This window comes from Psychrobacillus insolitus (assembly GCF_003254155.1).
GTDB classification, from domain to species: domain Bacteria; phylum Bacillota; class Bacilli; order Bacillales_A; family Planococcaceae; genus Psychrobacillus; species Psychrobacillus insolitus.
This window is the reverse complement of record NZ_QKZI01000001.1, coordinates 100,476-125,586: the sequence shown is the minus strand read 5'-3', so window position 1 is coordinate 125,586 and position 25,111 is coordinate 100,476. Positions and strand designations below refer to the sequence as shown.

The window sequence follows — 25,111 nt, the reverse complement described above, 5'->3', positions numbered from 1 at the left end:
TTCGCCAATGCGTGTCTTCTTGAAAAAGATTAAATAACTTTTGCTTCCGAATGAAGTAACTCAACTAGCTCTCTCACTTGGTCAGCTAGGTCACCCGCTAATACTTTTCCAGCTTCCTTTTTAGGAGGTAAATAAATTTCAATTGTTTCAATTTTTGCTTCTACATCATCTTCATCAATATCAAGATCATCTAGTTCCACTTCTTCAAGTGGTTTTTTCTTCGCTTTCATAATTCCTGGTAATGAAGGATAACGCGGTTCGTTTAATCCTTGTTGAGCTGTAACTAATAGTGGTAGTGAAGTTTCTAATACTTCTGTATCTCCTTCTACATCACGTTTAATCGTTACAGTTGTCCCGTCAATTTCAAGATTAGTAATAGTAGTTACATAGTTAATACCAAGTAGTTCAGCAAGACGTGGTCCAACTTGTCCTGAGCCACCGTCAATTGCTACATTACCAGCTAATATTAAATCCGGGTTCTTGTCTTTTAGATACTCGGAAATAATAAATGCCGCTGCAAATTGATCTACTTCCTCTAAATCGTCTTCTATATTTATAAGTACTGCTTTATCAGCACCCATTGCTAGCGCAGTACGTAATTGTTTTTCAGCATCTTCGCCACCAAGTGTAAGAACCGTCACTTCTCCACCTTGTGCGTCACGAACTTGAATTGCTTCTTCAATTGCATATTCATCGTATGGATTGATGATGAATTCTGCCCCGTCTTCTTGAATTTTACCGCCACTTACAACAATTTTTTCCTCTGTGTCAAATGTACGTTTCACTAATACATAAATATTCATTTAGAAGTCCCCCGATGCTTATTTTTGTTATTTCCCTTTAAAAACTGGTTGTCTTTTTTCTAAAAATGCTGAAATACCTTCTTTGGCGTCTTCAGAATCAAAGACTGTTCCAAATGAATTTGCTTCAGCTGTTACTCCATCATAATATGATTGAGGCTTAACATATTGAAGTAGATTTAGTGCTACTTTTACCGAGACAGGACTTTTCTTTGCTATTTTAGAAGCAAGTTCCTGAGCTCGTTCAAACAATTCTTCTTCAGGATATGCATGATTTGCAAGTCCAAACTGCGCTGCATCTTTTCCGCTAATCGGATCACTAGAAAGTAACATTTCTGCAGCTTTAGCGAATCCTACATAACGTGGTAGACGTTGTGTACCAGCAAAACCAGGAATTAGCCCTAATTGTAATTCTGGTAGTCCAATTTTAGCAGTTTCAGAAACTAGTCGAATATGACAACTCATCGCTAGTTCTAAACCTCCACCAAGGGCAGCACCATGAATTGCAGCAATTACTGGTTTTGGAAATCGTTCTACTTTTTCGAAAACTACTTGACCACTTGCTGCAAGCTCAGAAAATTCCTTACCTGATGGAATAGAAGTAAATTCTTTTATATCTGCTCCTGCAGAAAAGAATCTTCCTTCCCCTTTCAACAAAATCACTCGTACAGAGTCATCATGTTCAACTGCATCTAGCATTTCATTTACTTCTAAAATTACCCCTCGTGCTAATGCATTTGCAGGTGGACGGTTAATCGTAACTGTCGCTACCCCATCCGCAATAGTCCATGACAAAAACTCCATCTTTCAACTTCCCCTTCGCTTAAGCTTTTATACCATTTAACAACAGACGATGTACTTGTTCAGTAAGCTCAACTAAATCGTACTTATACTCATTCATGACCCAAGTTGTTGTCGTCTCATCAATTGTACCAAAAATCATCTGTCTTGCTAACCTTTTATCGATCGAATTTTCAAATTCTTTTGAATTAATACCCTCGTTTAAAATTTCGTCTAGTAATTTCAAGTAATTTTTTAAGATAGAATTAATTTTTAAACGTAAATCAAGGTTTGATTGACGAAGTTCTAGCTGAGTAACTGTAGCTAAGTGATGATTTTTTGCTAATACTGAAAAATGATTGTGTATCATCTTATATAATTTTTCAGAAGCAGTAATGTCCTCTTTAATAATTCCTTTTAAATTATCTACAAAGATTTCCATCTTCTCTTCGAAGACCGATATTAAAATATCTTCTTTGTTTTTAAAATATAAGTATATCGTTCCGTCAGCTACACCAGCTTGCTTTGCAATTTTAGATACCTGTGACTGATGGTATCCATTTTCAGCTATTACTATAATTGCTGCATCAATAATTTGCCTATACTTCGGTTTGTCCTTCTTCAATGAATCCACCACCAAAAATAAAAATATGAATGGTTATTCATTCATATTTTTATATTATATTTTATTACTTATAATGTCAACTATTATTGTGCTTCGGCTGACTTCTTAAACTTTTCTTTCTCTTGCTCAATAAGTGTTCTTCTTAATATTTTACCAACTGCTGTTTTTGGGAGCTCAGTTCTGAACTCATAAATTCTCGGAACTTTAAAAGAAGCCAAGTTTTCTCGGCAAAACTTATTTAGCTCTTCTTCCGTTGCAGAAGCTCCTTCCTTTAACACGATGAATGCTTTTACAGTTTCTCCTCGGTAGGGATCTGGTACTCCTGCAACAACACATTCTTGTATCGCTGGATGCTCGTAAAGAATTTCTTCTATATCACGTGGATAAATATTAAACCCACCCGCAATAATCATATCTTTTTTACGATCTACCACATAAAAGAAACCGTTTTCATCCATATAACCTAAATCACCAGTTAATAACCAACCATCTCGCATTGTCATTTCTGTTTCCTCAGGTTGATTCCAATAACCTTTCATCACTTGAGGACCCTTCACTACGATTTCTCCAATCTCTCCTGGAGGAAGAGGTACGCCAGAATCTATACCAAAAATAGCAGCGTCAGTATCTGGCCACGGGATACCTACAGAACCTTTTACCCGATTATCACTGTATATTAAATTTGCATGTGTAACAGGAGAGGTTTCTGTTAAACCATATCCTTCTACTAATCTACCACCAGTAACTTCCTCAAATTTTTCTTGAACTTCTACTGGTAAAGCTGCCGACCCACTTAAACAAGCGACAATGGATGATAGATCATACTTCCCGACATCCGGGTGATTCAAAATACCAATATAAATAGTTGGTGCTCCAGGGAAAAGTGTCGGTTTTTGCTTATCAATCGTTTTTAATGCAGTCTCCACATCAAACTTAGGTAATAATATCATTCTATTACCTAGCATTACAGATAATATTAAAACAGTAGTCATGCCATATACATGGAAGAATGGCAGAATACCTAGGATACTCTCCTCGCCTTTTTTACACTTGTATAACCAAGCATTGCACATGGATGCATTTGCTATCAAGTTTTTATGGGTAAGCATAACTCCTTTTGGAAAACCAGTAGTACCACCTGTATATTGAAGCAATGCAATATCCTCTTCAAAATCAAATGGAATATTAGTAGGAATAGCCTTTCCAACTTTCATAATTTCAGGAAATAAGTGATTCATACCTCTATGTTCCACTTTTACACTAAATCCATACTGCTTCTTTTGAATAAAAGGATAAACCAAATTTTTAGGAAATGGTAAGTAATCTTTAATACCCGTTAATATTATATTCTCAAGTTTAGTTTCATTCACAATTTTTGAAAGTCTCGGATATAAAATGTCTAAAGCTAACATTACTATGGATCCTGAATCTTTCATCTGATACGAAATTTCTCTTTCTGTGTACAATGGATTCGTTTGGACAACAATTGCGCCGGCATAAAGAGCTCCGTAATAGCCAATAACCCCTTGTGGACAGTTAGGAAGCATTATCGCTACCCTATCTCCTTTTTGAACTCCAAGTGTTTGCAAGTAATTTGCAAATTTTAAGGATGATTCATACAGTTCTTTATATGTTACATCTTTTCCCATGAAATGAATTGCAACTTTAGCTGGATACTGTTTATATGCCCTCGTTAAATATTCTTGCACTGGAATAGCTTCATAACTTAGCGTATGCGGTATTTCTGGTGGATAATTCGAAAGCCAAGGTTTCTCCGTCATACTATTGCCCCCTTCACGATATAATAGAGTGAATATTCCTATAATTTACTATATACAAAAATGAATGACAATTCAATTATTTATAAAAAAAGAATGAGCGAGACACTCATTCTTCATCAAAGTTAATTCGTTACAACATATACTATTCCAACCAATACAAAACATATGCCTACAACAACCAAAACCTTTGATAATTTTTCCATTACTATCTCTCCTAAGAAATACTCGCACCTATAACAAATGATAAACCAACTGAAAGAATAAGTGAAATGAACCCAACAGAACGATTATCTTTTTCAATTTCTTTATCCACATTAAACCTTGGTGTTAAAAATTCAAACAACCAATACGCAATAATTAGTAGGGTAAAACCAAATAATCCCCAACCAACCATTTCTAAAAATGAGTTATGCTTTTCGATTGAGTATCTAAATATATTACACACACCAAAAATTTTTCCGCCTGTTGCTAATGCTACTGCAATATTACCACTTTTAATTTCTTCCCAGTTTTTATACTTAGTTACAATCTCAAAAATAACCATGGACACGATTAAACAGAGTATAACAACGCTAAAATATCCTGCAGTCTCAACGAGTGGATTTGACCAAAAACTAGTAAGAATCATCATTAAAACTCCTTTAAACTTTTACTACTTTACGATTATATTGAAAAAAGGTTTCAAAAAAATGAGTCTTATTTTAATTCCACTATCGTTACTCCATGTCCGCCTTCGCCACCTTCACCAAATCGATAACTTTTTACGCGTGAATGACTTTTTAGTAATTGCTGGATTGCTTGTCTTAATACACCTGTCCCTTTTCCATGAATAATAGAAATACGAGGGAAATTGGCAAGAATTGCGTCATCCAAATATTTTTCCGTACGAATGATTGCATCTTCATAACGTTCCCCGCGTAAGTCTAATTCCAATTTCACATGTGTATCTCTTCCACGAACAGCATTTACAGAAACAGTTTGTTTTTGCTTTTCAGGCTTCGTATATTCTAAATCTGCTTCATCGATTTTCATTTTGATCATACCGATTTGAACAGACCACACTGATTTGGCAAGTTTATCGAGCAAAGTTCCTTTTTGACCAAAACTTAATACTTTTACTTCATCCCCAGATTTTAATTCTTTGGAAAGTTCATTTAGTTTCTTTTGCTTTTTCAAAACAGGATTCATTGGTAAAGCTGCTTCCAAACGTTTTTTTGCATCGATTAGTTCATGTTCTTTGACCAGCAAATGCGTATTTGCTTGCATCTTGCGAAGTTCACTAATTACTTCGTCCGCTTCACGTCTAGCATCATCTACAATTTTCTTCGCTTTTTCTTTAGCTTTTTGTTCAAGTTGTTCCTGTTTCAGTTCTAATTGAGCTAGTTTCTTATCTAAATCCTCTTTTACTAGACGTGCTTCCGCTAGTTGTACTTCTGTTTCTTCCGCTTCTTTTTCCGCTTTTCTACGGCTGTCTTCTAGAGATGCAATCATGGAATTCACTTCACCACGGTCAGTTCCAGTATAAGACTGTGCTTGAGAAATAATCGAATTTGGTAAGCCAAGTCGCTCTGATATTTCAAAAGCATTACTTCGACCTGGAACTCCTATAAGAAGTTTATAAGTAGGGCTTAGCGTTTCAATGTCGAATTCTACACTTGCATTTACAACACCGGGACGATTATAGCCATAAGCCTTTAACTCTGGGTAATGAGTCGTTGCCATTACGCGTGCTCCTGTGCCGTGAACCGCATCTAAAATGGAGATGGCCAGTGCTGCTCCTTCTTGTGGATCAGTACCTGCTCCAAGCTCATCAAATAAAATGAGAGAACGGTCATTATACCTTTTCAAAATATCTACAATGTTGACCATATGAGATGAAAACGTACTTAAACTTTGTTCGATCGATTGTTCATCACCAATATCTGCAAAGACAGATTCAAACATAGCAACTTCTGAACCATCTAGCACTGGTATAGGTATTCCACTTTGTGCCATTAATGTACATAATCCAACTGTTTTAAGTGTAACTGTTTTACCACCTGTATTTGGCCCTGTAATCACAATAGAGGTAATATCTTTGCCAAATTCTATTGTATTTGTTACTGCATCTTCAGGTGAGATTAATGGATGTCTTGCTTTTACTAATCGGATATATCCATGTTCGTTAATGGATGGCATCGTGCATTTCTCCACTTGTCCATATCTCGCTTTTGCTAGAATAACATCCATTTCTCCAAGGATATTCACTAAAAGGAATATATCATGCGCTACTATTTCCACTTCAGCAGTTAACATGATCAGAATACGATCGATTTCTTCTTGTTCCTTTACTTTGAATTCCCGTATATCGTTATTTAATTGAACAACTGCTGATGGTTCAATGAATAAAGTTTGACCTGAAGAAGATTGATCATGAATAATCCCACCGTAATGACTACGATATTCTGATTTAACTGGGATAACATAGCGGTCATTTCGAATCGTAATAATAGTATCTGATAGCATTTTTGACGCATTAGCACCTCTTGTATAACTATCTAATTTTTCACGAACTCGACTAATTTGCTGACGCAATTGCTGACGAATCGAGCGAAGTGTCGAGCTTGCGCTATCCAATACAGTACCATTTTCATCAATGCAATCATTTATTTCATGTTCAAGTGCAGTCAAAATTGGCAATGCCTCTTTTTTCTCCAGAAAATGAGGAATTTGTACATCTTCTGAAGCGTCTACATCTTCCAAAAACTGGCGTAAAATCCGACTCGCTCTGATGGTACTTGCTGTTTCCATTAACTCAACTGGGCTTAGCATACCACCAATTTGTGCTCGTTTTGCATGCGGACGAATATCCGTAATACCACCCATTGGTACGTTCCCTCTAAGTCGTAGAACATTTAATCCTTCATCCATTTCTTCTAAAAGTTTCGTCACTACTGCAAAATCTACAGATGGAACTAACTTGTCCATATGACTTTTTCCAATAGAAGAAGTACAGTATTTAGCTACTTCATCTATAATTTTATAATACTCTAGTGTTCTCAGTGCTCGTTGGGCAATCACTGTAGCACCTCCCATTTATTTCTGAATAAATTGTTTAAATTGCTCTAGTGTCCACGTATTGACGACATTCTCTTTGTGCAACCATGCTTTTTGTGCATAACGTACACCAATTTCCATATATTTTAGTTGATCGATATGATGAGCATCCGTATTAATCGCAATAGGGACACCCGCTTCTACAACAAGTTTTAAATGCTCTGTTTTCAAATCAAGTCGATAAGGACTTGCGTTAAGCTCTAAAATCTTTCCATACTCTTTTGCCCATTCGATTAATGTCGGCACATCTGGATTATAACCATCACGTTGTTCAATAATTCTACCAGTTGGATGCGCAATCATATGCACATATGGATTTTTCATCGCAGTTTGGAGTCGTTCCATTATTTTTTCTTGTGGTTGACTAAAACTTGAGTGTATCGAAGCAATAACAAAGTCTAATTGTTTCAATATTTCATCCTCGAAATCAAGCGAACCATCAGGAAGTATGTCCATTTCTGTTCCTGAGAAAACCTCAATATCTGTATATTTTGCATTTATTTCTTTGATTGTTTCCATTTGTTTTAATAAACGTTCTTTAGATAATCCATTTGCTACTTTCAAGTAATTCGAGTGATCTGTAATTACTATATGCGAATAGCCTTTGGTGCGACTTGCTTCAATCATCTCTTCAATCGAATGTGCCCCGTCCGACCATGTAGTATGCATATGGAAATCACCTTTTATATCATCCAATGTTATGAGTTTTGATAACTGGTCTAGCTTCGTTAACTCAGAACCATCTTCCCTGACAGTAGGTGGAATAAACGGCAAGTTGAAATAAGCATAGAAATCTTTTTCTGATTCAAAATGCACAACAGTTCCATCTTCTAATTCTACACCATACTCACTTATTTTCTTTCCTTGTTCTTTCGCAATTTGTCTCATTTTAATATTATGATCTTTTGAGCCAGTAAAATGATTTAGTGCTGAAGCATATTGACGTGCTTCTACAAGTCTAAAGTCTACATCTACTTCCTGTTCCCCACCAAGTGTTATAGAAACTTTCGTATCACCAGCTGCAATAATTTTTAACACAGGTAATACTTTTAGAAGTTCTTCTCGTACTTCTTTTGGTGTTGCAGTCGCGATGATGAAATCGATATCTTTACTCGCTTCTTTTACTCGTCGGTACGAACCTGCTACTGAAAATTTGTCAATGGCAGGAATAGCTGCTAATTTACTTTCAATCATCGCAACAATTGGTTCTAATTGCCACACTGCAGTTCGTTCTGGTTTAGACTGAAGGTTTTCAATTTCAGCTAATAGTTTCACTTCTGTTTTCGCAGCAAAACCTGCAAGTGCTTGAACTTTGTTTGTTTCGCAAGCTTCTTTCAATGCTTCAATAGAATCTATTTGTAATTCTTTATAAAGCTTTGCAATCTTTTTCCCCCCAAGACCGGGAATCTTAAGCATTGGAAGTAACCCACTTGGTACCGTGCTTTGAAGTTCCACTAATAGAGAAGATTCACCTACGTTGATCAAATCCTCAATAACAGATCCAGTTGCTGCTCCAATTCCTTTAAGAGAGAGAATATTATCCATTTCCGCTAAACTGCGAGCATCTAACTCTAATACTTGCGCGGCTTTTCGGAATGCAGAAACTTTAAAAGGATTTTCTCCTTGTAACTCCATATATAATGCAATTTTTTCCAATGTTTTTATAATTGTTTTCTTATCCACGAGAAAATTCCCCTTTCATTCTAAAAATTGAAAAAAACTTCCCTCTACTGAGAGAAGTTACTTTTCTATATAGATAAACCACCAATTTTTCACTGTTTCCGATAGAAATGGCGTATGCTCTAGCATCCAGCCTGTTAAAAATGAACTTGATATTAAATTTTGAATAAAATCGATTGGTAATAGAGCAAAAACATAAAGCAATACAAATATCAAAAAATAGTACTCTATAAAACCTAAAACTGCCCCTATTATACCGCTGATCGAACCAAGTATAGGTAGATATTTTAGGAAATCGAACATCGACGCAACTAATTGTAATGCAAATTTAACTACAATAAAAATAAGCGCGAAGGCAATAATATGATAAAATGTTTGGTCTAACTCTAGGGATTCCACTGCGAATGTCAATTTAGAACCAGCAGTTACCGCAGGAAATGGAATCCACAAAACAAATTTATCTGCAAGTGGTTTATAATAAGTGTAAGCAACGATGATAGCAATGATAAAACCTGTCATATGTAACAGTTGGACGATCAGTCCTCGCTTCGCTCCTGTAATAAGCCCAGCTATTAGTAAAATTAAAATAAGAATATCTAACATTTTTTCAGTCCTTTAGTGTTTTTAATTCTTTTTCTAGTTGCTCTAATCTTTCTTTTACTTTGAGATAATCATGAACTGCATTAACAGCCGTTAGCACTGATAGTTTTGAAGTATCTAATTGCCTATTATGAGAATGTATCTCTCTCATTTTATCATCCACCATGGAGGCTACGAGTCTCATATGTCCAGAAGTTTCTGGCCCTACCATTGTATAAGTCTGTCCATATATCTCGACAGAAATTTTCGTTTTATGTTGTTCTGACAAAGTAATGCCTCCCCAGAAAATCCTAATACTAATAATACACGAAATACATTCCGATGTGAAGAAAGGAACCCACAAATGGCAAACGTAGTACTTGTTTTACAACCAACTGATATCGAAAAAGTAAAAACTCATTATTTGAAATATAAAGTCGAAAGGTCAGCACCTGGAGTTGTATTCGCGGCAAAACTCACAGACACAGCAGTAACCATTTATAGGTCTAACAAAGTTATGTTCCAAGGAAATGGAGCGTCACGAGAGGCTTCTCTTTGGGGAACAGCAAATAATTCTGTAGATAAAGTGGTCAGTGGAGCAACAAAAGGAGATACATTACCTCCAAATTTCGCAACCCTTTCTGTTGTAGGTTCTGATGAAACAGGTACTGGTGACTATTTTGGTCCAATAACTGTTGCAGCATGCTTTGTACGAGAGGATCAGGTTCAATTAGTAAAAGAGCTTGGTGTGAAAGATTCCAAAATGCTTACAGACGATATTATGCGAAAGATGGCTCCTGATTTAATGGCCACCTTAACACATAGTGTGCTCGTATTGAAAAACGAAAAATATAATGATATACAAAGTCGAGGTTCGTCGCAAGGGAAGATAAAAGCACTCATGCACAACCAAGCACTTATGCATGTGTTGAAAAAAATGGCGCCTGAAAAACCAGCTTTTATCTTAATTGACCAATTTGCAGAACGTGGCATTTACTATAATCACGTAAAAGCAGAAAAACAAATCATTCGTGAAAATGTTCTATTTTCCACTAAAGCAGAACAACTGCATGTAGCTGTCGCAGCAGCTTCCATTATTGCAAGATATGCATTCTTAAAAGAAATGGATCGTCTAAGTGAAATTGCACATACGACTATTCCTAAGGGAGCAAGCGCAAAAGTGGACGAAATCGCAGCTAGAATTTATTTGAAGCACGGAGAAGATTTTCTTAAATCTATTACGAAATGGCATTTTGCGAATACACAAAAAGCGATGAAGCTTGCAAATAAAAGAAAATAGAAAAAAGCAGCTCCTTTTCTACCCAGAGCTGCTTTCGTTATTAGTCATGCTGATTTAATAGATTTTTCTATCCCAAAATCGTTGTTGTGTGATTGATTTAACAAATGCATTCCCGAAGTCAGGATAATCTTTTGCAAATACGATGCCAGGTCCCGCTGTTGCATTCGACACATCGAAAAATGGATTACCAGTCGTTGCAACACCTATTGGCTTGTAATGTTTAAACGCTTCATTTATAAAGTACACAACATCGTTGTTGAATTTCGCTTGATTATCGGCAGTTCCGCCAACGACATACAAGGAATCAAACAATACGGAACCTGTTGTGAGAAGTGTTTCATTGACCTTTACTTTACGTCCATCCGCACTTGTGATGGTCCCTAGTTTTTCACCAATAATGCTAAATAGTACACCGTGCCGTCTTAATGTTTTAATAGCTGCTTCCACTTCAGCAACATGAAAACCGTTGCCAATGAGTACACCTACTTTCAAGGTTTGAGGAACTTTCCTTGTGTTCGCCTGACTTAGTGCGGGAGAAGACAAGGTTACCCTGGACTGCTCTCCAGTTGGTCGATTTACCCCAATATTATCTGCGATAGTCGTTGCCATGGCTTTATCTACATGAACGAACATCTCAACCACTTGCTGTCTAATGTCTTTGCTTTTCACTTTTCCTAATTCAAAAATGAATGCATCTAAAATATGTTGCTTTTCTGGAGGTGACATACTGTTCCAAAATAGTCTTGCTTGAGAAAAATGATCGTTGAAGGACTCACTCCGTGCCTGGATGACACGCCCTTCTACTTTTTCTTCGTAGTGTACAAAGCCACCTTCTTTTGCAGTACTTGGAGAAGGGCTATTATTGGCAAGTGAATTTTTATGGTAACTCACTTGCCCGACATTGATGGTCTGGCGACTGAATCCATTCCGCTGATTATTATGAATTGGACAAACAGGCCGGTTAATCGGAATTTCAGTAAAATTGGATCCACCTAAGCGAATGAGTTGTGTATCGATATATGAAAAAAGTCTTCCTTGTAAAAGTGGATCATTTGTAAAATCAATTCCAGGAACGACATTCCCTGGATGGAATGCTACCTGCTCTGTTTCTGCAAAGACATTATCAACATTACGATTCAATGTCAATTTGCCAATTATTTTTACAGGTACAATCTCTTCAGGCCAAACTTTCGTTGCATCGAGAATATCAAAATCAAATTTAAATTCATCTTCTTGTTCAATGATCTGCACACCAAACTCATACTGTGGAAAATTCCCCTGTTCAATCGACTCCCATAAATCTCGTCTTTGGAAGTCAGCATCTTTTCCAGAAATTTTCTGCGCTTCATCCCAGACCAATGAATGTACACCAAGAATTGGTTTCCAGTGAAATTTCACAAATCTAGATTTTCCTTGTGCATTGACGAAACGAAATGTATGCACACCGAATCCTTCTATTACCCGCAAATTTCTTGGGATTGCTCTGTCGGACATCTGCCACATAACCATATGTGCTGTTTCTTGATTGTTAGCTACGAAATCCCAAAATGTATCATGAGCAGAAGAAGCTTGTGGAATTTCATTATGTGGTTCTGGCTTGACCGCATGAATCAAATCTGGAAACTTTACTGCATCCTGGATAAAAAATACCGGGATATTATTGCCGACTAAATCGTAGTTTCCTTCTTCCGTATAAAACTTCACTGCGAATCCTCGCACATCTCTGGCCGTGTCCGCAGATCCAAGACTTCCTACAACATTCGAAAATCTAGTGAACACGGGAGTTTTCGTTCCAGGTTTCTGGAGAAAATTAGCTTTCGTGAATTCCTTCATGGATACATACAATTCGAATTCCCCGTGAGCAGCATATCCTCTTGCATGCACAACTCGCTCTGGAATACGCTCGTGGTCAAAATGCGTTATTTTTTCCCGAAAATGGAAATCCTCCATCAAAGTTGGTCCACGAACTCCTGCTTTCAATGATTCCTCATCATTCGACACTTTTAGCCCTTGATTTGTCGTAAGTTTTTTTCCATCATTGTTCACACGGAATTGTTCTAACTGTTGATCCTTACTGTTTGTATCTACTTTTCTTTGATGATCTGATGACGATTTATCCACGCAATCCCCTTCCATTATGTACTAGATTATGAGCACTCCCTATTATATGTAGTATTAAAGAAGCCTAGTACGAAGTTTGAATTTATTGAAAAGTATCATTAAAAAAATCTAACACGTCCATTATTGTTCATGGATATCCGCTATGCAAATCAGTTATAATAATCAAAGGTGAGCACTTTTTGCTTAAGAAGGAGAATATTTTTGAAAGCAATAGTATTATTAAAAAGTTATAATTTTATGTTTTTCGGTTTACTTGCACTCTTCATACCATTTTTACCAGTTTATTTGAGCAAACAAGGATTATCAACAAGTGAAATAGGATTAATTATTGGGACCGGTGGATTTGTGACATTAATTGCACAACCATTGTGGGGACTAATCAGTGATAAAAAGAAAACAGTTCGAAAAGTGATGTTATTACTAGTTGTATTTACTACCATTTTTGGTTACTTCTTATTTAGTACAAATAGCTTTTTATTACTCGGACTTTTTGCGTTGCTCGTTTATTTCTTTTTAATGCCATTAGATCCACTAACAGAAAGCCTTAATTTTACCGTTGCCGAAAAGGCAGGCATTAGCTATGGTTCTATTCGAACATACGGTGCACTTGGTTATGCAGTATTGTCATTAATTACTGGTTTTGCAATGGATTATTTTGGCGTAAGTAGTCTTGCTATTTTATTTGTTTTACTCGGTTTCCTGTCATTTGGACTTGTTTGGTTTATGCCCGATGTACAAGCATCATCAAAGCCTGTATCCATAGAAGGTTTGAAAAAAGTATTTTCTAATAAGGAAATGATCTTGTTTTTGGCATTAGTTTTTATCAGTGCCGTACCAGCCCGTATGAATGATACGTTTTTAGGCATTCATATTCAATCACTTGGTGGAGACGCTACATTAGTAGGAATTGCATTTTTCTTGGCTGCTATTAGTGAAATTGTGATCTTTGCCTTGAGTTTTTGGTGGTTGCGAAAAGGAAAAGAACTGGAAATCATTACAATTGCTACTTTCTTTTACTTTTTACGCTTCTTTGCCTCTGGGTTTGTAACAAGTCCAGTCGTTCTTACACTACTACAAGTTTTGCAAATGCTCACATTCCCTATTTTTTACACGGCTGCGATTCAATATCTATATCAAATAATGCCTAAGGAATGGCGGGCTACTGGACAAACTGTACTCGCGCTATTATTCTTCGGATTATCCAGTATTATTGCATCCTATGTAGGGGGATTCTTGTATACCAAATTTGGAGGACATTCCTTTTACTTCCTCATTTCAGCTATGTCTTTCATCGGAGTTCTATTCGGTATCTTCTTGACGATTCGTAAATATAGAAAATAAGTGTTTTAGACTAATAACGCTTTCTTAAAGAAGTTAATATGAATCCAAGTACATTCCTATAATAAGTTGCATAGTATAATTTTATAAACTGTGAAGGGATTGAAAAAATGTACTATGTTCCTCATATGTGTCAATGCCCTTATTACGTAACTGTACCAATGCATAATTACGGAAGCCCGTCTGGTTATTATACTGTCCCTAATAGAATAGAGGATGCAAACGGATTTAATTCTTATCCGACAGCCAATGGTAATGAAAGTATTTTGTTAACAGATTATGGACCAAAACCATTTGTCGTTAATATTAACGAAGCAACGAAGCAAAACAATACGTATCGTACTGCTTTATGGACCGGAACACATTTACAGATTACTTTAATGAGTCTCAATGTTGGAGAAGATATTGGTTTGGAGATGCATCCTAATGTAGACCAATTCTTACGTATTGAACAGGGTCAGGGTATTACTCAAATGGGCATGAATAAAGACAATTTAAATTTCACAAGAAATGTATTTGATGACTCGGCAATCATGATACCTGCTGGAACATGGCATAACTTAACAAATACAGGTAATATTCCATTAAAAGTTTATTCGATATATGCTCCGCCTAATCACCCATTTGGTACTGTTCATCCTACGAAATCAGATGCAATGGCTACGGAACAAAGTCATAGTCATAGCAATGGAAATACAGTTATTTCTGGCAAGACTCCAGATGAATGGGTACGGTACTCGGAATTTTTGGTAAATGAAGGTTTAGAGGATGTTAATAGAGGAATAAATGCTACACATATTCTTCAAGAATTTATTCTTATGGGAATCCTAGTAGGGAAAGGCTATTCTCCTGAAAGGGCATATGAGACAGTAGAAGAATGGGAACGCACAGGAGAATCAAAACTTCTTCAACAAAGTAAAAATATGTAGAAAAGATATATAGTTTCTTATTCCATACAAAAGGAGCAGCACCTGAAATCGGTGCTGCTCCTTTTGTATTTATTATCCTCGTAACTCTGCTCCAGCTTGTTCTGCTAGTGCTTTTAATACTTTATTATGTGCATTTACTACTTCTTCGTCTGTAAGTGTACGCTCTGGGTCGAAATATGTTAGGGAGAATGCAACCGATTTTTTGCCTGGTTCCATTTTTTCTCCTTCGTATAAATCGAAAAGATGTACATTTTTCAGTAATTTCCCACCAGATAACTGGATGATTGCTTGTAGTTCACCAGTAGCTTTTTCACTGTCCACTACTAATGCAATATCACGTGTAATGGATGGGAATTTAGATACTGGCGCATAGTATAATGCTTCCAACTCTTTATTTAACACTTTTGCTAAATTGATTTCCACTACATATGTTTCTTTTAAATCACGTGCTTTTTGTTCAGATGGGTGTAGTTGTCCGAGAAGACCAATTTCTGCTCCATCAAGTTTAATCGAAGCAGTACGTCCAGGGTGTAGGCCATCTTTTACTGTACGTTCAAAAGTAAGTTCTTTAGAATGTCCAAGAAGACCCATTAATCCTTCTACAATTCCTTTTAATACGAAGAAATCGACTGATTTTTTCTCTCCTTGCCAGCTATGATCCAACCATTTACCAGTAATAACAGCTGCTAAATGTTCTTGTTCATGTGGCAATCCAGATTCCGTTTCACCTAAGAAAACAGATCCTACTTCATAAAGTGCTACTGTATCTGCTTGGCGAGCTGTATTGTACGTAACTGCTTCTAGTAAATGCGGGATTAAGCTTTGACGAAGAATACTGCGGTCTTCGCTCATAGGCATTAATAATTCCGTGACTGGAGCAGTTTCTAATGCAAATTTTTGAGACATTTCTTTTGACGTTAATGAATACGTAATTGCTTGATACAGACCTGCACCTTCCAAATATGCACGTACTTGACGACGCTTAGCTTGGTAAGATGTTAATCCACCTGGTTTCGATTCTTCCACTGGTAACGTCATTGGGATTTCATCATACCCATACATACGAGCAATTTCTTCAATAATATCTTCTTCTATTTTAATATCTTGACGACGAGTTGGTGCTTTAATGTATATGTAACCATTAGCAGCTTGGTAGTCAAATTTTAATCTGGATAGAATAGATGTCATATCTTCTAAAGAAATCTTCATACCCAAACGATTGTTAATGAAGTCTGGAGATACAACTACTTCTGCAGGTTCTTTCTCTAGTTCATCTACTACTACAGAACCAGCTAACACTTCTCCTCCTGCAAGCTCTGCAAGAAGACTTGCTGCACGTTCTGCTGCAAGAATGACACGATTTGGATCGACACCTTTTTCGAAACGTGTACTTGCATCACTACGTAACCCATGGTCTTTTGATGATTGGCGAATTGATCCTGCTGTAAAGTAAGCAGACTCGATAACTACAGTTGTTGTGCCATCATGAACTTCTGAGTTTAATCCACCCATGACACCAGCGATAGCAACTGGTTCTACACCATTTGTAATAACTAAATGAGTCGATTTAAGCGTACGTTCTTGATCATCCAGAGTGACAATTTTTTCTCCTTCATTTGCTAAACGGACGACAATTTCTTTTGTTTCAAGTCTGTCATAATCAAATGCATGAAGTGGTTGGCCATATTCCATTAGTACATAGTTCGTTACATCTACTACGTTATTATGAGGACGAACGCCAGCAGCCATAAGACGATTCTGCAACCAAAGTGGTGATTCTTTAATTTGTACATTTTTCACTACTTTTGCGATATACATTGGATTTTCTTCCATAGCTTCAACACGCAAAGTTAAGTAATCCGATGCTTTTTCACTGCTCTCCGTGTATGTTGCTTCAGGATATTTCATATCTTCCGATAAAATAGCTCCCACTTCGTAAGCTACTCCAAGCATACTTAGTGCATCCGAGCGATTTGGTGTTAATCCAAGTTCAAGGATTGTATCATCTAATCCAAATAGTGGAAGAACACTTTCTCCAACTATTGCTGTTTCAGGAAGTACATAAATACCTTCTGCATATGCTTTCGGTACAAGTCTTCCTTCAATTCCTAACTCTTGAAGAGAACAAATCATCCCATTTGATACTTCTCCACGAAGTTTAGCTTTTTTAATTTTAATGCCACCAGGAAGTACTGCTCCTGGACGAGCAACAATTACTTTTTGACCTGCTTCAACATTTGGAGCTCCACAAATAATTTGTGTTGTTTCTTCTCCAACATCTACTTGGCAAATGTTCAATTTATCTGCTTCTGGATGCTTCACTTTTTCTAATACATAACCAACAACTATATTTGTCATACCTTGAGAACGATCTATAACTGCATCGACTTCGATTCCAGCTCGAGTTATTTTTTCACCTAACTCTTTTGGATCAAGCCCCTGTGTATTTACATATTCCTCTAACCATTTCGTAGAAACTAACATGTCATTTCCTCCTTACACTTCTGATCGGTGGAATTGCGATAAGAAACGAACATCATTTGTATAGAAATGACGAATATCTTCCACTCCATATTTCAACATTGCAATACGCTCTGGACCCATACCAAATGCAAATCCAGATAGTTTTTTCGAATCATATCCAGCCATTTCAAGTACGTTTGGATGAACCATCCCAGCACCTAAAATTTCAATCCAACCTGTTTTCTTACAAACGTTACAGCCACTGCCGCTACATTTGAAACAAGAAATATCCATTTCAACAGAAGGCTCTGTGAATGGGAAAAAGCTTGGACGCAGACGAATTTCACGATCGTCCCCAAACATTTTTTTCGCAAATAACGAAAGTGTTCCTTTAAGATCACTCATGCGAATATTTTCGCCAATTACAAGTCCTTCAATTTGAGTAAATTGGTGTGAATGTGTCGCATCATCATTATCACGACGGTACACTTTACCTGGACAAATAATTTTAATCGGTTGGCCTTCTTTTGCTTCCATCGTACGAGCTTGTACAGGAGAAGTATGTGTACGAAGAAGAATATCCTCTGAAATATAGAAAGAATCTTGCATATCACGAGCTGGATGACCTTTTGGTAAGTTTAAAGCTTCAAAGTTATAATAATCTTTTTCCACTTCAGGACCTTCCGCAATTTCATAACCCATGCTTAAAAATAAATCTTCAATTTCTTCTACTACACGAGTAAGTGGATGATGGTTACCTGTTTTCACAGGACGACCTGGTAATGTTACATCGATTGACTCTTTTTCTAATTGTTCATTGATCGCTTGTTCTTGAAGTAGTGTCATACGAGCTTCTAATACAGTTGTAACCTCTTCACGAACAACATTTACTAGTGCTCCCATTTTTGGACGTTCTTCTGCAGGAAGTTTACCCATTCCTTTTAATAAATCTGTAATCGGTCCTTTTTTTCCTAAATAAGCAACACGCACATCATTTAATTCTTTGACATTGCCTGAAGCTTCGATTTTCTGTAATGCTTCTTCTTTCAACTGTTGAAGTTGTGCTTCCATGTTTAATTATCCTCCTTTTTAGAAAAACGTAAGCAACTCTTACTGCCCAAGAGGTATGATACTTACGCTAAATCATGACAAAATAAAAACCCCGCCCCTATAAAAGGGACGAGGACTATTTTCGCGGTACCACCCTGATTACTGCACAAACAAACGTGCAATCACTCAATTCGAGTAACGGCTCTAAACCGGCGCACCTTTACAGTATACACTGGTCCCGGTGGCAGCTAGCGGGGTGAACTTCCATATGCATTCTCCATTTACACTTTCAGTCAAGGTGTAAATTCCCTAAATTTCGAATCGTCATATATACTTTTCCCGATGACAGCTTTTATATATCAAATTACTCTTATTATACGAAGTTTTTTAGATTTCTTCAAGTACGAGTTATTTTAATGTTAATCCGTAAAGGAGAATTCCCGTAGCCACTGCAACATTTAATGATTCTGCTTGACCTAAAAGTGGAACAATGATGTTTTGATCTGTTTTTTGTAAGAGTTCTGGATTAATACCACTTCCTTCATTACCAACTATTAAAGCAAATGCATCACTCTTTTTAACTTCATGATATGGAGTTGAGTTTTCAAAAGCAGTTCCAAAAACAGGTACTTGACGTTTTTTCAATTGCTCCACCCACTCTTCTAAATCCCCTTTTACGACAGGAATATGAAAATGTGAGCCTTGTCCGGAACGAAGTGTTTTTGGATTGTATGCATCTGCAGAACCTTTGCCAAGAATTACGGCATCGATTCCTGCCGCATCCGCAGTGCGAATCATGGTTCCAATATTACCAGGATCTTGGACAGCATCTATTAATAATAGTCGCTTCCATTTTAATTGATCTTCTTCCTTCACAACTTGTTGTTTACAATGTGCGAAAATTCCTTGTGTATGCTCCGTTTCAGCAAGTTCATTCTTGATAACATCATTTATTTCTACCATTTCTAAATTTGCCACATCCCAATTTTCGGGAATTTCACTAGTATCACTTACCATAATTGTCAGTACGTTTTCTTTTTGTTTAATGGCTTCTTCTACTAAGTGATAGCCTTCTATAATAAATTCGCCTGTTTTATCTCGTTCTTTTCGGACGCTTAACAACTTTTTCCAATGTTTTGCTATAGAGTTTTGTGGTGATTCAATTCGTTTCATGTATATGTGACCGCCTTTTTCTTTTAATTGTAACAAATTCATGTATACCTTGCGAGAGTTTGGGTAAATTGAAAAGGAGGAGTGATAAAAATGGATTTTCAAATTAGAGAAGCAATTTCAACAAATATGAAAGGACATTCACCAACAGAAATTCGAAGTGTTGTAGAAGATGCGATACAACGTGGTGAAGAGCATTTACTACCGGGCCTTGGCGTATTTTTTGAGAAATGGTGGAATATGGCCGACGACAGTAAAAAAGAATCTGTACTAACTGAACTATCTACCGCATTTGCTAAATGATAAAATCCGTGAAGAATTAGTTATTCTTCACGGATTTTTTTCATTCATACAAAATTCACTAAATCAATTTCATATACATTCTTATGCTTTTAATAAAATAAAGAGTGATTCAGCGTCTCCCGAATCACTCTTCCTATGTAGTGATGAAGCCATCCATCTTGACGATCGACATCACATCTAGACTGTTGGACAAACCCTGTCTTCTCAGTCTGTTATTATATTAAAGATTATGCCATTACAGAAGCTAGAACTGCTTTTTGTGCGTGCAGACGGTTCTCTGCTTGTTGGAAAATATATGAGTTTGGTCCATCAATTACAGAAGCAGAGACTTCTTCTTCACGGTGTGCTGGTAAGCAATGTAAAAACATATAATCACTTTTCGCATTTGCAACTAGTGCATCATTAATTTGGAAGCCTTTAAAGTCTTCTAAACGTTTTTGAGCCTCAGTTTCTTGACCCATTGAAGTCCATACATCTGTATAAATAGCATCTGCATTTATTGCAGCCTCGATAGGATCATTTGATACAAATAAAGATCCACCATTTTCAAGTGCAATAGCTTTTGCTTTTTCAATAATTTCAGCGTCTGCTTCGTATCCGACTGGAGTTGCTACAGCAATATGCATACCCATGTATGCCGCCGCAATTACTAAAGAATGTGCAACATTATTTCCATCCCCAATATACGCAAGTTTTAATCCTTTTGTATATCCTTTAACTTCATGGATTGTCAGTATATCAGCTAATGCTTGGCAAGGATGATAAATGTCTGTTAACCCATTAATTACTGGAATGCTTGCATGTTCAGCTAGTTCTTTTACCATTTCATGTGAATTGGCACGAATCATAATTCCATCTAAATAACCAGATAGTACATGCCCTGTGTCATGTACTGTTTCTCCACGACCAATTTGTAAATCACGAGCATGCATGAACATTCCGTTACCACCCAATTGCTTCATTCCAACTTCGAATGAAATTCTTGTACGAGTAGAATGTTTTTCAAAAATCATTCCTAATGTCTTACCTTCTAGAAGAGGTGGACACTTCCCTGCTTTTGTTAACTTCTTCAAATCAATCGCAAGTTGGATTAAATCCTCTACTTCCTCCTTGTTATAATCAAGAAGTGTTAATAGATCTTTTCCTTTTAAACTATCTACAACTTTTAAGTTTACCCATTCAAGTAGCTTCATGTATAATAACTCCTCACAACGTATATTTATGTAATTCTTATTATAAACGTGAATATTTATAAAGTCAATTGAATTTCCATACAAAATTAATAATTTAAAAAACAACTAGAAGTGTTAGCTTTCCTAACCATTCTAGTTGTTGTTATATCAATCAAATATGAGCTTGTTTACTGTTTCACTATCTATTTTTTTTATTACTTCTATTATTAACTTTACCGTATTTTCGTAATCATCACGATGTAGGATTCCTGCATGTGAATGTATATATCTTGTTGCTATACCTATTGACAGTGATGGGACACCATTTAATGAAATATGCATGGAACCAGCATCTGTTCCACCACCTGGAATTGTTTCAAATTGATAAGGAATACTATTTTCTTCTGCTGTATCTACTACAAAATTACGTAATCCTTTATGCGATACCATAGATGCATCATATAAGACAATTTGGGGACCAGCACCCATTTTGCTAGTAGACTCTTTTGCAGTAATTCCAGGTGTATCTCCCGCAATACCTACATCTACTGCAAATCCAATATCTGGTTTTACTTTTACCGTAGAAGTTTTAGCACCACGAAGTCCTACTTCTTCTTGCACATTACCTACACCATATACAATATTCGGGTGCAACTCATCTTTTAAACCTTTTAATACATCAATTGCAATCGCACAACCAATACGGTTATCCCATGCTTTTGCTAACAATAGTTTTTCGTTATTCATGACGGAGAATTCAAAATAAGGAACGACCATATCACCCGGTAACACTCCCCATTCCATTGCTTCCTCTTTTGAGGATGCACCTATATCAATGAACATATCTTTTACATCCGCTGCTTTTTTTCTTGCTTCTGGAGTTAATATATGTGGAGGTTTTGAACCTATAACCCCAGTAATTGTTTCCCCCTTACGCGTTACTATAGAAACACGCTGTGCAAGCATTACTTGTGACCACCAGCCACCTACTGTTTGAAAACTTAAAAACCCTCTATCATCAATTTTAGAAATCATGAATCCTACCTCATCTAAATGTCCTGCTACCATGATTTTAGGACCGTTCGCATCTCCAACTTTTTCTGCAATTAAACTACCTAAATTATCGTATTCAATTTTATCTGCGTAGGGTGAAATGTATTTCTCCATCACTTGACGAGGTTCACGTTCATTACCAGCAATTCCTTTTGCATCTGTCAAATCTTTTAACATCATTAATGTATCATCTAACTTTGACATTGTTTCGACCTCCAATAATACATATTTTAACCATTATATTCTATACGAAGAGCATTTTCAAAAATAGAAGTCTTCATTATAAAGAGGCATACTAAACAATCAGTACCCATTCTGTTGGCGCTCATAATTTGTTTCATTTTTTGACATGTATGCTTTTAAAACATCCTCACTGCTAAAACCTAGTTGTTCTGCAATAGCTCCGTATAAGATCCACGTTTTGTCATAACTACTTTTTGTTGGATTTAATAAAAATTCACCAATCGCTATATTTGTATGTAAAAATAAACTTGTGAGATCTTCTTCCATCGTTTCAAGGGGCCATTTTTCCAAATCATTAAATCCTTTTTCATTTCCAAGAGATAACAGAAAATGAATGGAATCTACATACTCTTCTAAAATAACTTCTCTTTCTGAAGGTCCCTTTTCACTCCAGAATTTAAAGCATCTAGTTTCATTCGCTAGCTCTGCAAGCTCTACTAGTAATGCTAACCCCTTTTTAGTAAATACATCCTCTGTTACCTGCTTATTTGTTTGAATATAATGATCTAATGCTTCCTGCATCGTAAAAAGTTTTTGTAAATCCATATTTTCCTCCAGAAATTTAAATTATTTTGAAACCAAAGTAGCCTCTCTATCGTATAGCAGGTAGTACATATTTTACAAGGGGGACATACAACATGTTCTATTTACTTAGACTGCTTATTATAATCGTGATTATATATACTTTTTATAAAATTCTCCGATATTTGTTTGACCCGAAAAGAAAATTAGATGAGGCTTACGAAAAAGAGCTCTACTATTTTTATGATGATATAAAGAATGTCCGGAAAAACTTTTTCATCACTTATAAGGGAGCATTATTTGAAGGTGAAAAATATTTGGGAACGACCGACCAAGCATTCGAAGTTGTTTCTATCTTCATTTGGACAAAAGATCCGGCTAAACTACAAGGCTTGACGAAAGAAGACTTACGTTTTCTACAAAATGAAATTAAAATGAATTATCCAGATGCCAAAATAAACTGGAAAAGCCCCATTGAACAATTAATGAAAGATGAATAGTGAAAATCAAGTTGGTCGAGAACTTTCGGCCAACTTTTTTTATGCGATCGATCGATTTGAAAACTACATAAAAAAAGACAGCGCTATGCAATGATAGAGCTGTCTGTTATTAATATATAAAATATAAAAAAAGCATATAAGATCATTAACATTAAAAAACCTAAACGAAAGTTTGTATGTTTTGTTTTATGTCGAAACATGTTCATCCCTAAATAAGATCCAATTGCTCCTCCAAAAATAGCAAGCGTCCACAAAGTACGTTCCGATATTCGTTGTCCATGCTTTTTCGCTTGTGACTTATCATATCCCATTACAAAGAACGCAATGACAGACATGATCAAGATTAAAATAAGAATAATCTGTTCCATTATAAAAACTCCTTGTACAAAAAAGGCTGATAGAAATATCTATCAGCCTTTTTAAATATAATTATTTAGTGATTGCTTTTTTTGCTAAATCTGAAAGTTGTGTAAATGCTTGAGAATCATTTACAGCTAGATCAGCTAACATTTTACGGTTAACTTCGATTTCAGCTAATTTCAATCCGTGCATTAAACGACTATATGAAAGTCCGTTTAAACGTGCTGCCGCGTTGATACGTGTAATCCATAATTTACGGAATTCACGTTTTTTGTTGCGACGGTCACGGTATGCGTACATCCAAGATTTCATAACCGCTTGGTTTGCTACTTTATAAAGGGTACGTTTAGAACCGTAATAACCTTTTGCTAATTTAATAATCTTTTTACGACGTCTTTTAGTTACTGGTGTGCTTTTTACGCGTGGCATGATTCATTACCTCCTGCTATTCTTTCGAATGATTAAATTTCAATTTATTTCATGTAAGTAAGTAAAGTTTTGATACGTTTGTAATCGCCTGAAGAAGCTACTTTAGATTTACGTAGTTTACGTTTAGCTTTAGTAGATTTGTTAGCGAATAAGTGGCTTCCAAAAGCACGGTCATGTACTAATTTACCAGTACCCGTTTTTTTGAAACGCTTTGCAGCTCCACGGTGAGTTTTCATTTTCGGCATATCGAATTCCTCCTAAACAATTGTACTCTATTATTGTTTTTCGTTCTTAGGTGCAAGCACTAAGAACATACTACGGCCATCCATTTTCGGTTTTGACTCGACAGTGGCAACTTCCGTACAAGCTACCGCAAAACGATCTAAAACACGTTGTCCAATCTCTTTATGAGTAATGGCACGTCCTTTGAAACGTATAGATGCTTTTACTTTGTCCCCTTTTTCAAGGAACTTGATCGCGTTTTTAAGTTTTGTTTGGAAATCATGTTCATCTATTGTCGGGCTCAAACGAACCTCTTTTAATAAGATAATCTTTTGATTTTTACGAACTTCACGATCTTTCTTTTGCTGCTCAAATTTGAATTTACCATAGTCCATGATACGAGCGACCGGCGGCTTGGCTTGAGGAGCCACAAGGACAAGATCCAAATTCACACGACCTGCGATTTCAAGTGCTTCGTTACGTGTTTTTAATCCTAGTTGTTCACCGTTCTGATCAATAACTCGTATTTCGCGTGCTCGAATGCCATCGTTTACATACATGTCTTTGCTAATAATGATCCACCTCCAGATAGTGT

The 25,111-nt window shown here is 36.3% G+C and carries 25 protein-coding genes and 1 other annotated feature; of the genes, 5 read left to right on the top strand and 20 right to left on the bottom strand.

Translation table 11 applies throughout. The annotated features are described in order from the left end of the window. Positions 1-29: 29 nt before the first annotated feature. The 9 genes from C7437_RS00560 to zapA form a co-directional block, all read right to left on the bottom strand. Positions 30-803, bottom strand: coding sequence for an electron transfer flavoprotein subunit beta/FixA family protein (locus C7437_RS00560; RefSeq protein ID WP_111437710.1), 774 nt, complete (start codon positions 801-803; stop codon positions 30-32). 27 nt (positions 804-830) lie between these two features. Then, positions 831-1,604, bottom strand: coding sequence for an enoyl-CoA hydratase (locus C7437_RS00555; RefSeq protein ID WP_111437709.1), 774 nt, complete (start codon positions 1,602-1,604; stop codon positions 831-833). A gap of 19 nt (positions 1,605-1,623) precedes the next feature. Further along, on the bottom strand, positions 1,624-2,205 hold the full coding sequence (locus tag C7437_RS00550; RefSeq protein WP_111437708.1) for a fatty acid metabolism transcriptional regulator FadR: 582 nt from the start codon (positions 2,203-2,205) through the stop codon (positions 1,624-1,626). An 83-nt stretch (positions 2,206-2,288) separates the two neighbouring features. Further along, positions 2,289-3,986 carry an AMP-binding protein gene (locus C7437_RS00545; protein ID WP_111437707.1) on the bottom strand — a complete coding sequence of 566 codons (1,698 nt, stop codon included), beginning with the start codon at positions 3,984-3,986 and terminating at the stop codon, positions 2,289-2,291. A gap of 214 nt (positions 3,987-4,200) precedes the next feature. Then, entirely contained in the window at positions 4,201-4,614 is a 414-nt protein-coding gene (locus C7437_RS00540) for a DUF350 domain-containing protein (RefSeq protein WP_111437706.1), read from the bottom strand. Between the two features lie 68 nt (positions 4,615-4,682). Then, a complete protein-coding gene (locus tag C7437_RS00535; RefSeq protein ID WP_111437705.1) occupies positions 4,683-7,046 on the bottom strand; it encodes an endonuclease MutS2 in 2,364 nt (787 codons plus the stop codon). Between the two features lie 15 nt (positions 7,047-7,061). Continuing rightward, positions 7,062-8,765: a DNA polymerase/3'-5' exonuclease PolX gene (gene polX / locus C7437_RS00530; protein ID WP_111437704.1), complete on the bottom strand. Its 1,704-nt coding sequence runs from the start codon at positions 8,763-8,765 to the stop codon at positions 7,062-7,064. 57 nt (positions 8,766-8,822) lie between these two features. Further along, entirely contained in the window at positions 8,823-9,365 is a 543-nt protein-coding gene (locus tag C7437_RS00525) for a CvpA family protein (RefSeq protein WP_111437703.1), read from the bottom strand. A 4-nt stretch (positions 9,366-9,369) separates the two neighbouring features. Then, entirely contained in the window at positions 9,370-9,630 is a 261-nt protein-coding gene (gene zapA / locus C7437_RS00520) for a cell division protein ZapA (RefSeq protein WP_111437702.1), read from the bottom strand. A 75-nt stretch (positions 9,631-9,705) separates the two neighbouring features. Between zapA and rnhC the strand changes: the two genes are divergently transcribed. Beyond that, positions 9,706-10,641, top strand: coding sequence for a ribonuclease HIII (rnhC, locus tag C7437_RS00515; RefSeq protein WP_111437701.1), 936 nt, complete (start codon positions 9,706-9,708; stop codon positions 10,639-10,641). 54 nt (positions 10,642-10,695) lie between these two features. Here rnhC and C7437_RS00510 read toward each other — a convergent pair whose 3' ends face one another. After that, positions 10,696-12,777 (bottom strand): catalase, encoded by a 2,082-nt coding sequence (locus tag C7437_RS00510; RefSeq protein ID WP_111437700.1) that lies wholly within the window; start codon positions 12,775-12,777, stop codon positions 10,696-10,698. A gap of 186 nt (positions 12,778-12,963) precedes the next feature. Between C7437_RS00510 and C7437_RS00505 the strand changes: the two genes are divergently transcribed. Together C7437_RS00505 and C7437_RS00500 are read left to right on the top strand one after the other, a co-directional pair. After that, entirely contained in the window at positions 12,964-14,103 is a 1,140-nt protein-coding gene (locus tag C7437_RS00505; RefSeq protein WP_245909174.1) for an MFS transporter, read from the top strand. A gap of 107 nt (positions 14,104-14,210) precedes the next feature. After that, the gene (locus C7437_RS00500; RefSeq protein WP_111437699.1) at positions 14,211-15,029 is read left to right on the top strand and encodes a cupin domain-containing protein; all 819 of its coding nucleotides are present in this window, start codon (positions 14,211-14,213) and stop codon (positions 15,027-15,029) included. 72 nt (positions 15,030-15,101) lie between these two features. Here the strand turns inward: C7437_RS00500 and pheT are convergent, their stop codons facing one another. The 3 genes from pheT to C7437_RS00485 all read right to left on the bottom strand — a co-directional run bounded on the left by pheT (position 15,102) and on the right by C7437_RS00485 (position 19,715). After that, positions 15,102-17,513 (bottom strand): phenylalanine--tRNA ligase subunit beta, encoded by a 2,412-nt coding sequence (gene pheT, locus C7437_RS00495; protein WP_111437698.1) that lies wholly within the window; start codon positions 17,511-17,513, stop codon positions 15,102-15,104. Positions 17,514-17,525: 12 nt separating this feature from the next. Next, complete coding sequence (gene pheS / locus C7437_RS00490) at positions 17,526-18,563, bottom strand: phenylalanine--tRNA ligase subunit alpha (protein WP_111437697.1); 1,038 nt, start codon at positions 18,561-18,563, stop codon at positions 17,526-17,528. A gap of 101 nt (positions 18,564-18,664) precedes the next feature. Next, positions 18,665-18,898, bottom strand: a binding site (T-box leader). A gap of 52 nt (positions 18,899-18,950) precedes the next feature. After that, positions 18,951-19,715, bottom strand: coding sequence for a TrmH family RNA methyltransferase (locus C7437_RS00485; RefSeq protein WP_111437696.1), 765 nt, complete (start codon positions 19,713-19,715; stop codon positions 18,951-18,953). Positions 19,716-19,805: 90 nt separating this feature from the next. Here C7437_RS00485 and sspI point away from each other — a divergent pair, with 90 nt between their 5' ends. Then, on the top strand, positions 19,806-20,015 hold the full coding sequence (gene sspI, locus C7437_RS00480; protein WP_111437695.1) for a small acid-soluble spore protein SspI: 210 nt from the start codon (positions 19,806-19,808) through the stop codon (positions 20,013-20,015). A gap of 227 nt (positions 20,016-20,242) precedes the next feature. On the opposite strand, the gene argF is transcribed toward sspI, so the two are convergent. The 3 genes from argF to C7437_RS00465 all read right to left on the bottom strand — a co-directional run bounded on the left by argF (position 20,243) and on the right by C7437_RS00465 (position 23,029). Next, positions 20,243-21,208, bottom strand: a complete 966-nt coding sequence (gene argF, locus C7437_RS00475; protein ID WP_111437694.1) for an ornithine carbamoyltransferase — start codon at positions 21,206-21,208, stop codon at positions 20,243-20,245. A gap of 147 nt (positions 21,209-21,355) precedes the next feature. Then, positions 21,356-22,444, bottom strand: coding sequence for a M42 family metallopeptidase (locus C7437_RS00470; RefSeq protein WP_111437693.1), 1,089 nt, complete (start codon positions 22,442-22,444; stop codon positions 21,356-21,358). 99 nt (positions 22,445-22,543) lie between these two features. Further along, positions 22,544-23,029 carry a dUTP diphosphatase gene (locus C7437_RS00465; protein WP_111437692.1) on the bottom strand — a complete coding sequence of 162 codons (486 nt, stop codon included), beginning with the start codon at positions 23,027-23,029 and terminating at the stop codon, positions 22,544-22,546. A gap of 92 nt (positions 23,030-23,121) precedes the next feature. On the opposite strand from C7437_RS00465, the gene C7437_RS00460 reads away from it, so the two are divergent. Next, a complete protein-coding gene (locus C7437_RS00460; protein ID WP_111437691.1) occupies positions 23,122-23,505 on the top strand; it encodes a sigma-w pathway protein ysdB in 384 nt (127 codons plus the stop codon). Positions 23,506-23,588: 83 nt separating this feature from the next. On the opposite strand, the gene C7437_RS00455 is transcribed toward C7437_RS00460, so the two are convergent. From C7437_RS00455 to infC, 4 genes are all read right to left on the bottom strand, one after another. Then, a complete protein-coding gene (locus tag C7437_RS00455) occupies positions 23,589-23,873 on the bottom strand; it encodes a DUF1294 domain-containing protein (protein ID WP_111437690.1) in 285 nt (94 codons plus the stop codon). A gap of 61 nt (positions 23,874-23,934) precedes the next feature. Next, complete coding sequence (rplT, locus tag C7437_RS00450; protein ID WP_111437689.1) at positions 23,935-24,294, bottom strand: 50S ribosomal protein L20; 360 nt, start codon at positions 24,292-24,294, stop codon at positions 23,935-23,937. Between the two features lie 44 nt (positions 24,295-24,338). Then, complete coding sequence (gene rpmI / locus C7437_RS00445; RefSeq protein WP_093536914.1) at positions 24,339-24,539, bottom strand: 50S ribosomal protein L35; 201 nt, start codon at positions 24,537-24,539, stop codon at positions 24,339-24,341. Between the two features lie 30 nt (positions 24,540-24,569). After that, positions 24,570-25,091: a translation initiation factor IF-3 gene (infC, locus tag C7437_RS00440; protein ID WP_245909220.1), complete on the bottom strand. Its 522-nt coding sequence runs from the start codon at positions 25,089-25,091 to the stop codon at positions 24,570-24,572. Between the last annotated feature and the right edge of the window lie 20 nt (positions 25,092-25,111).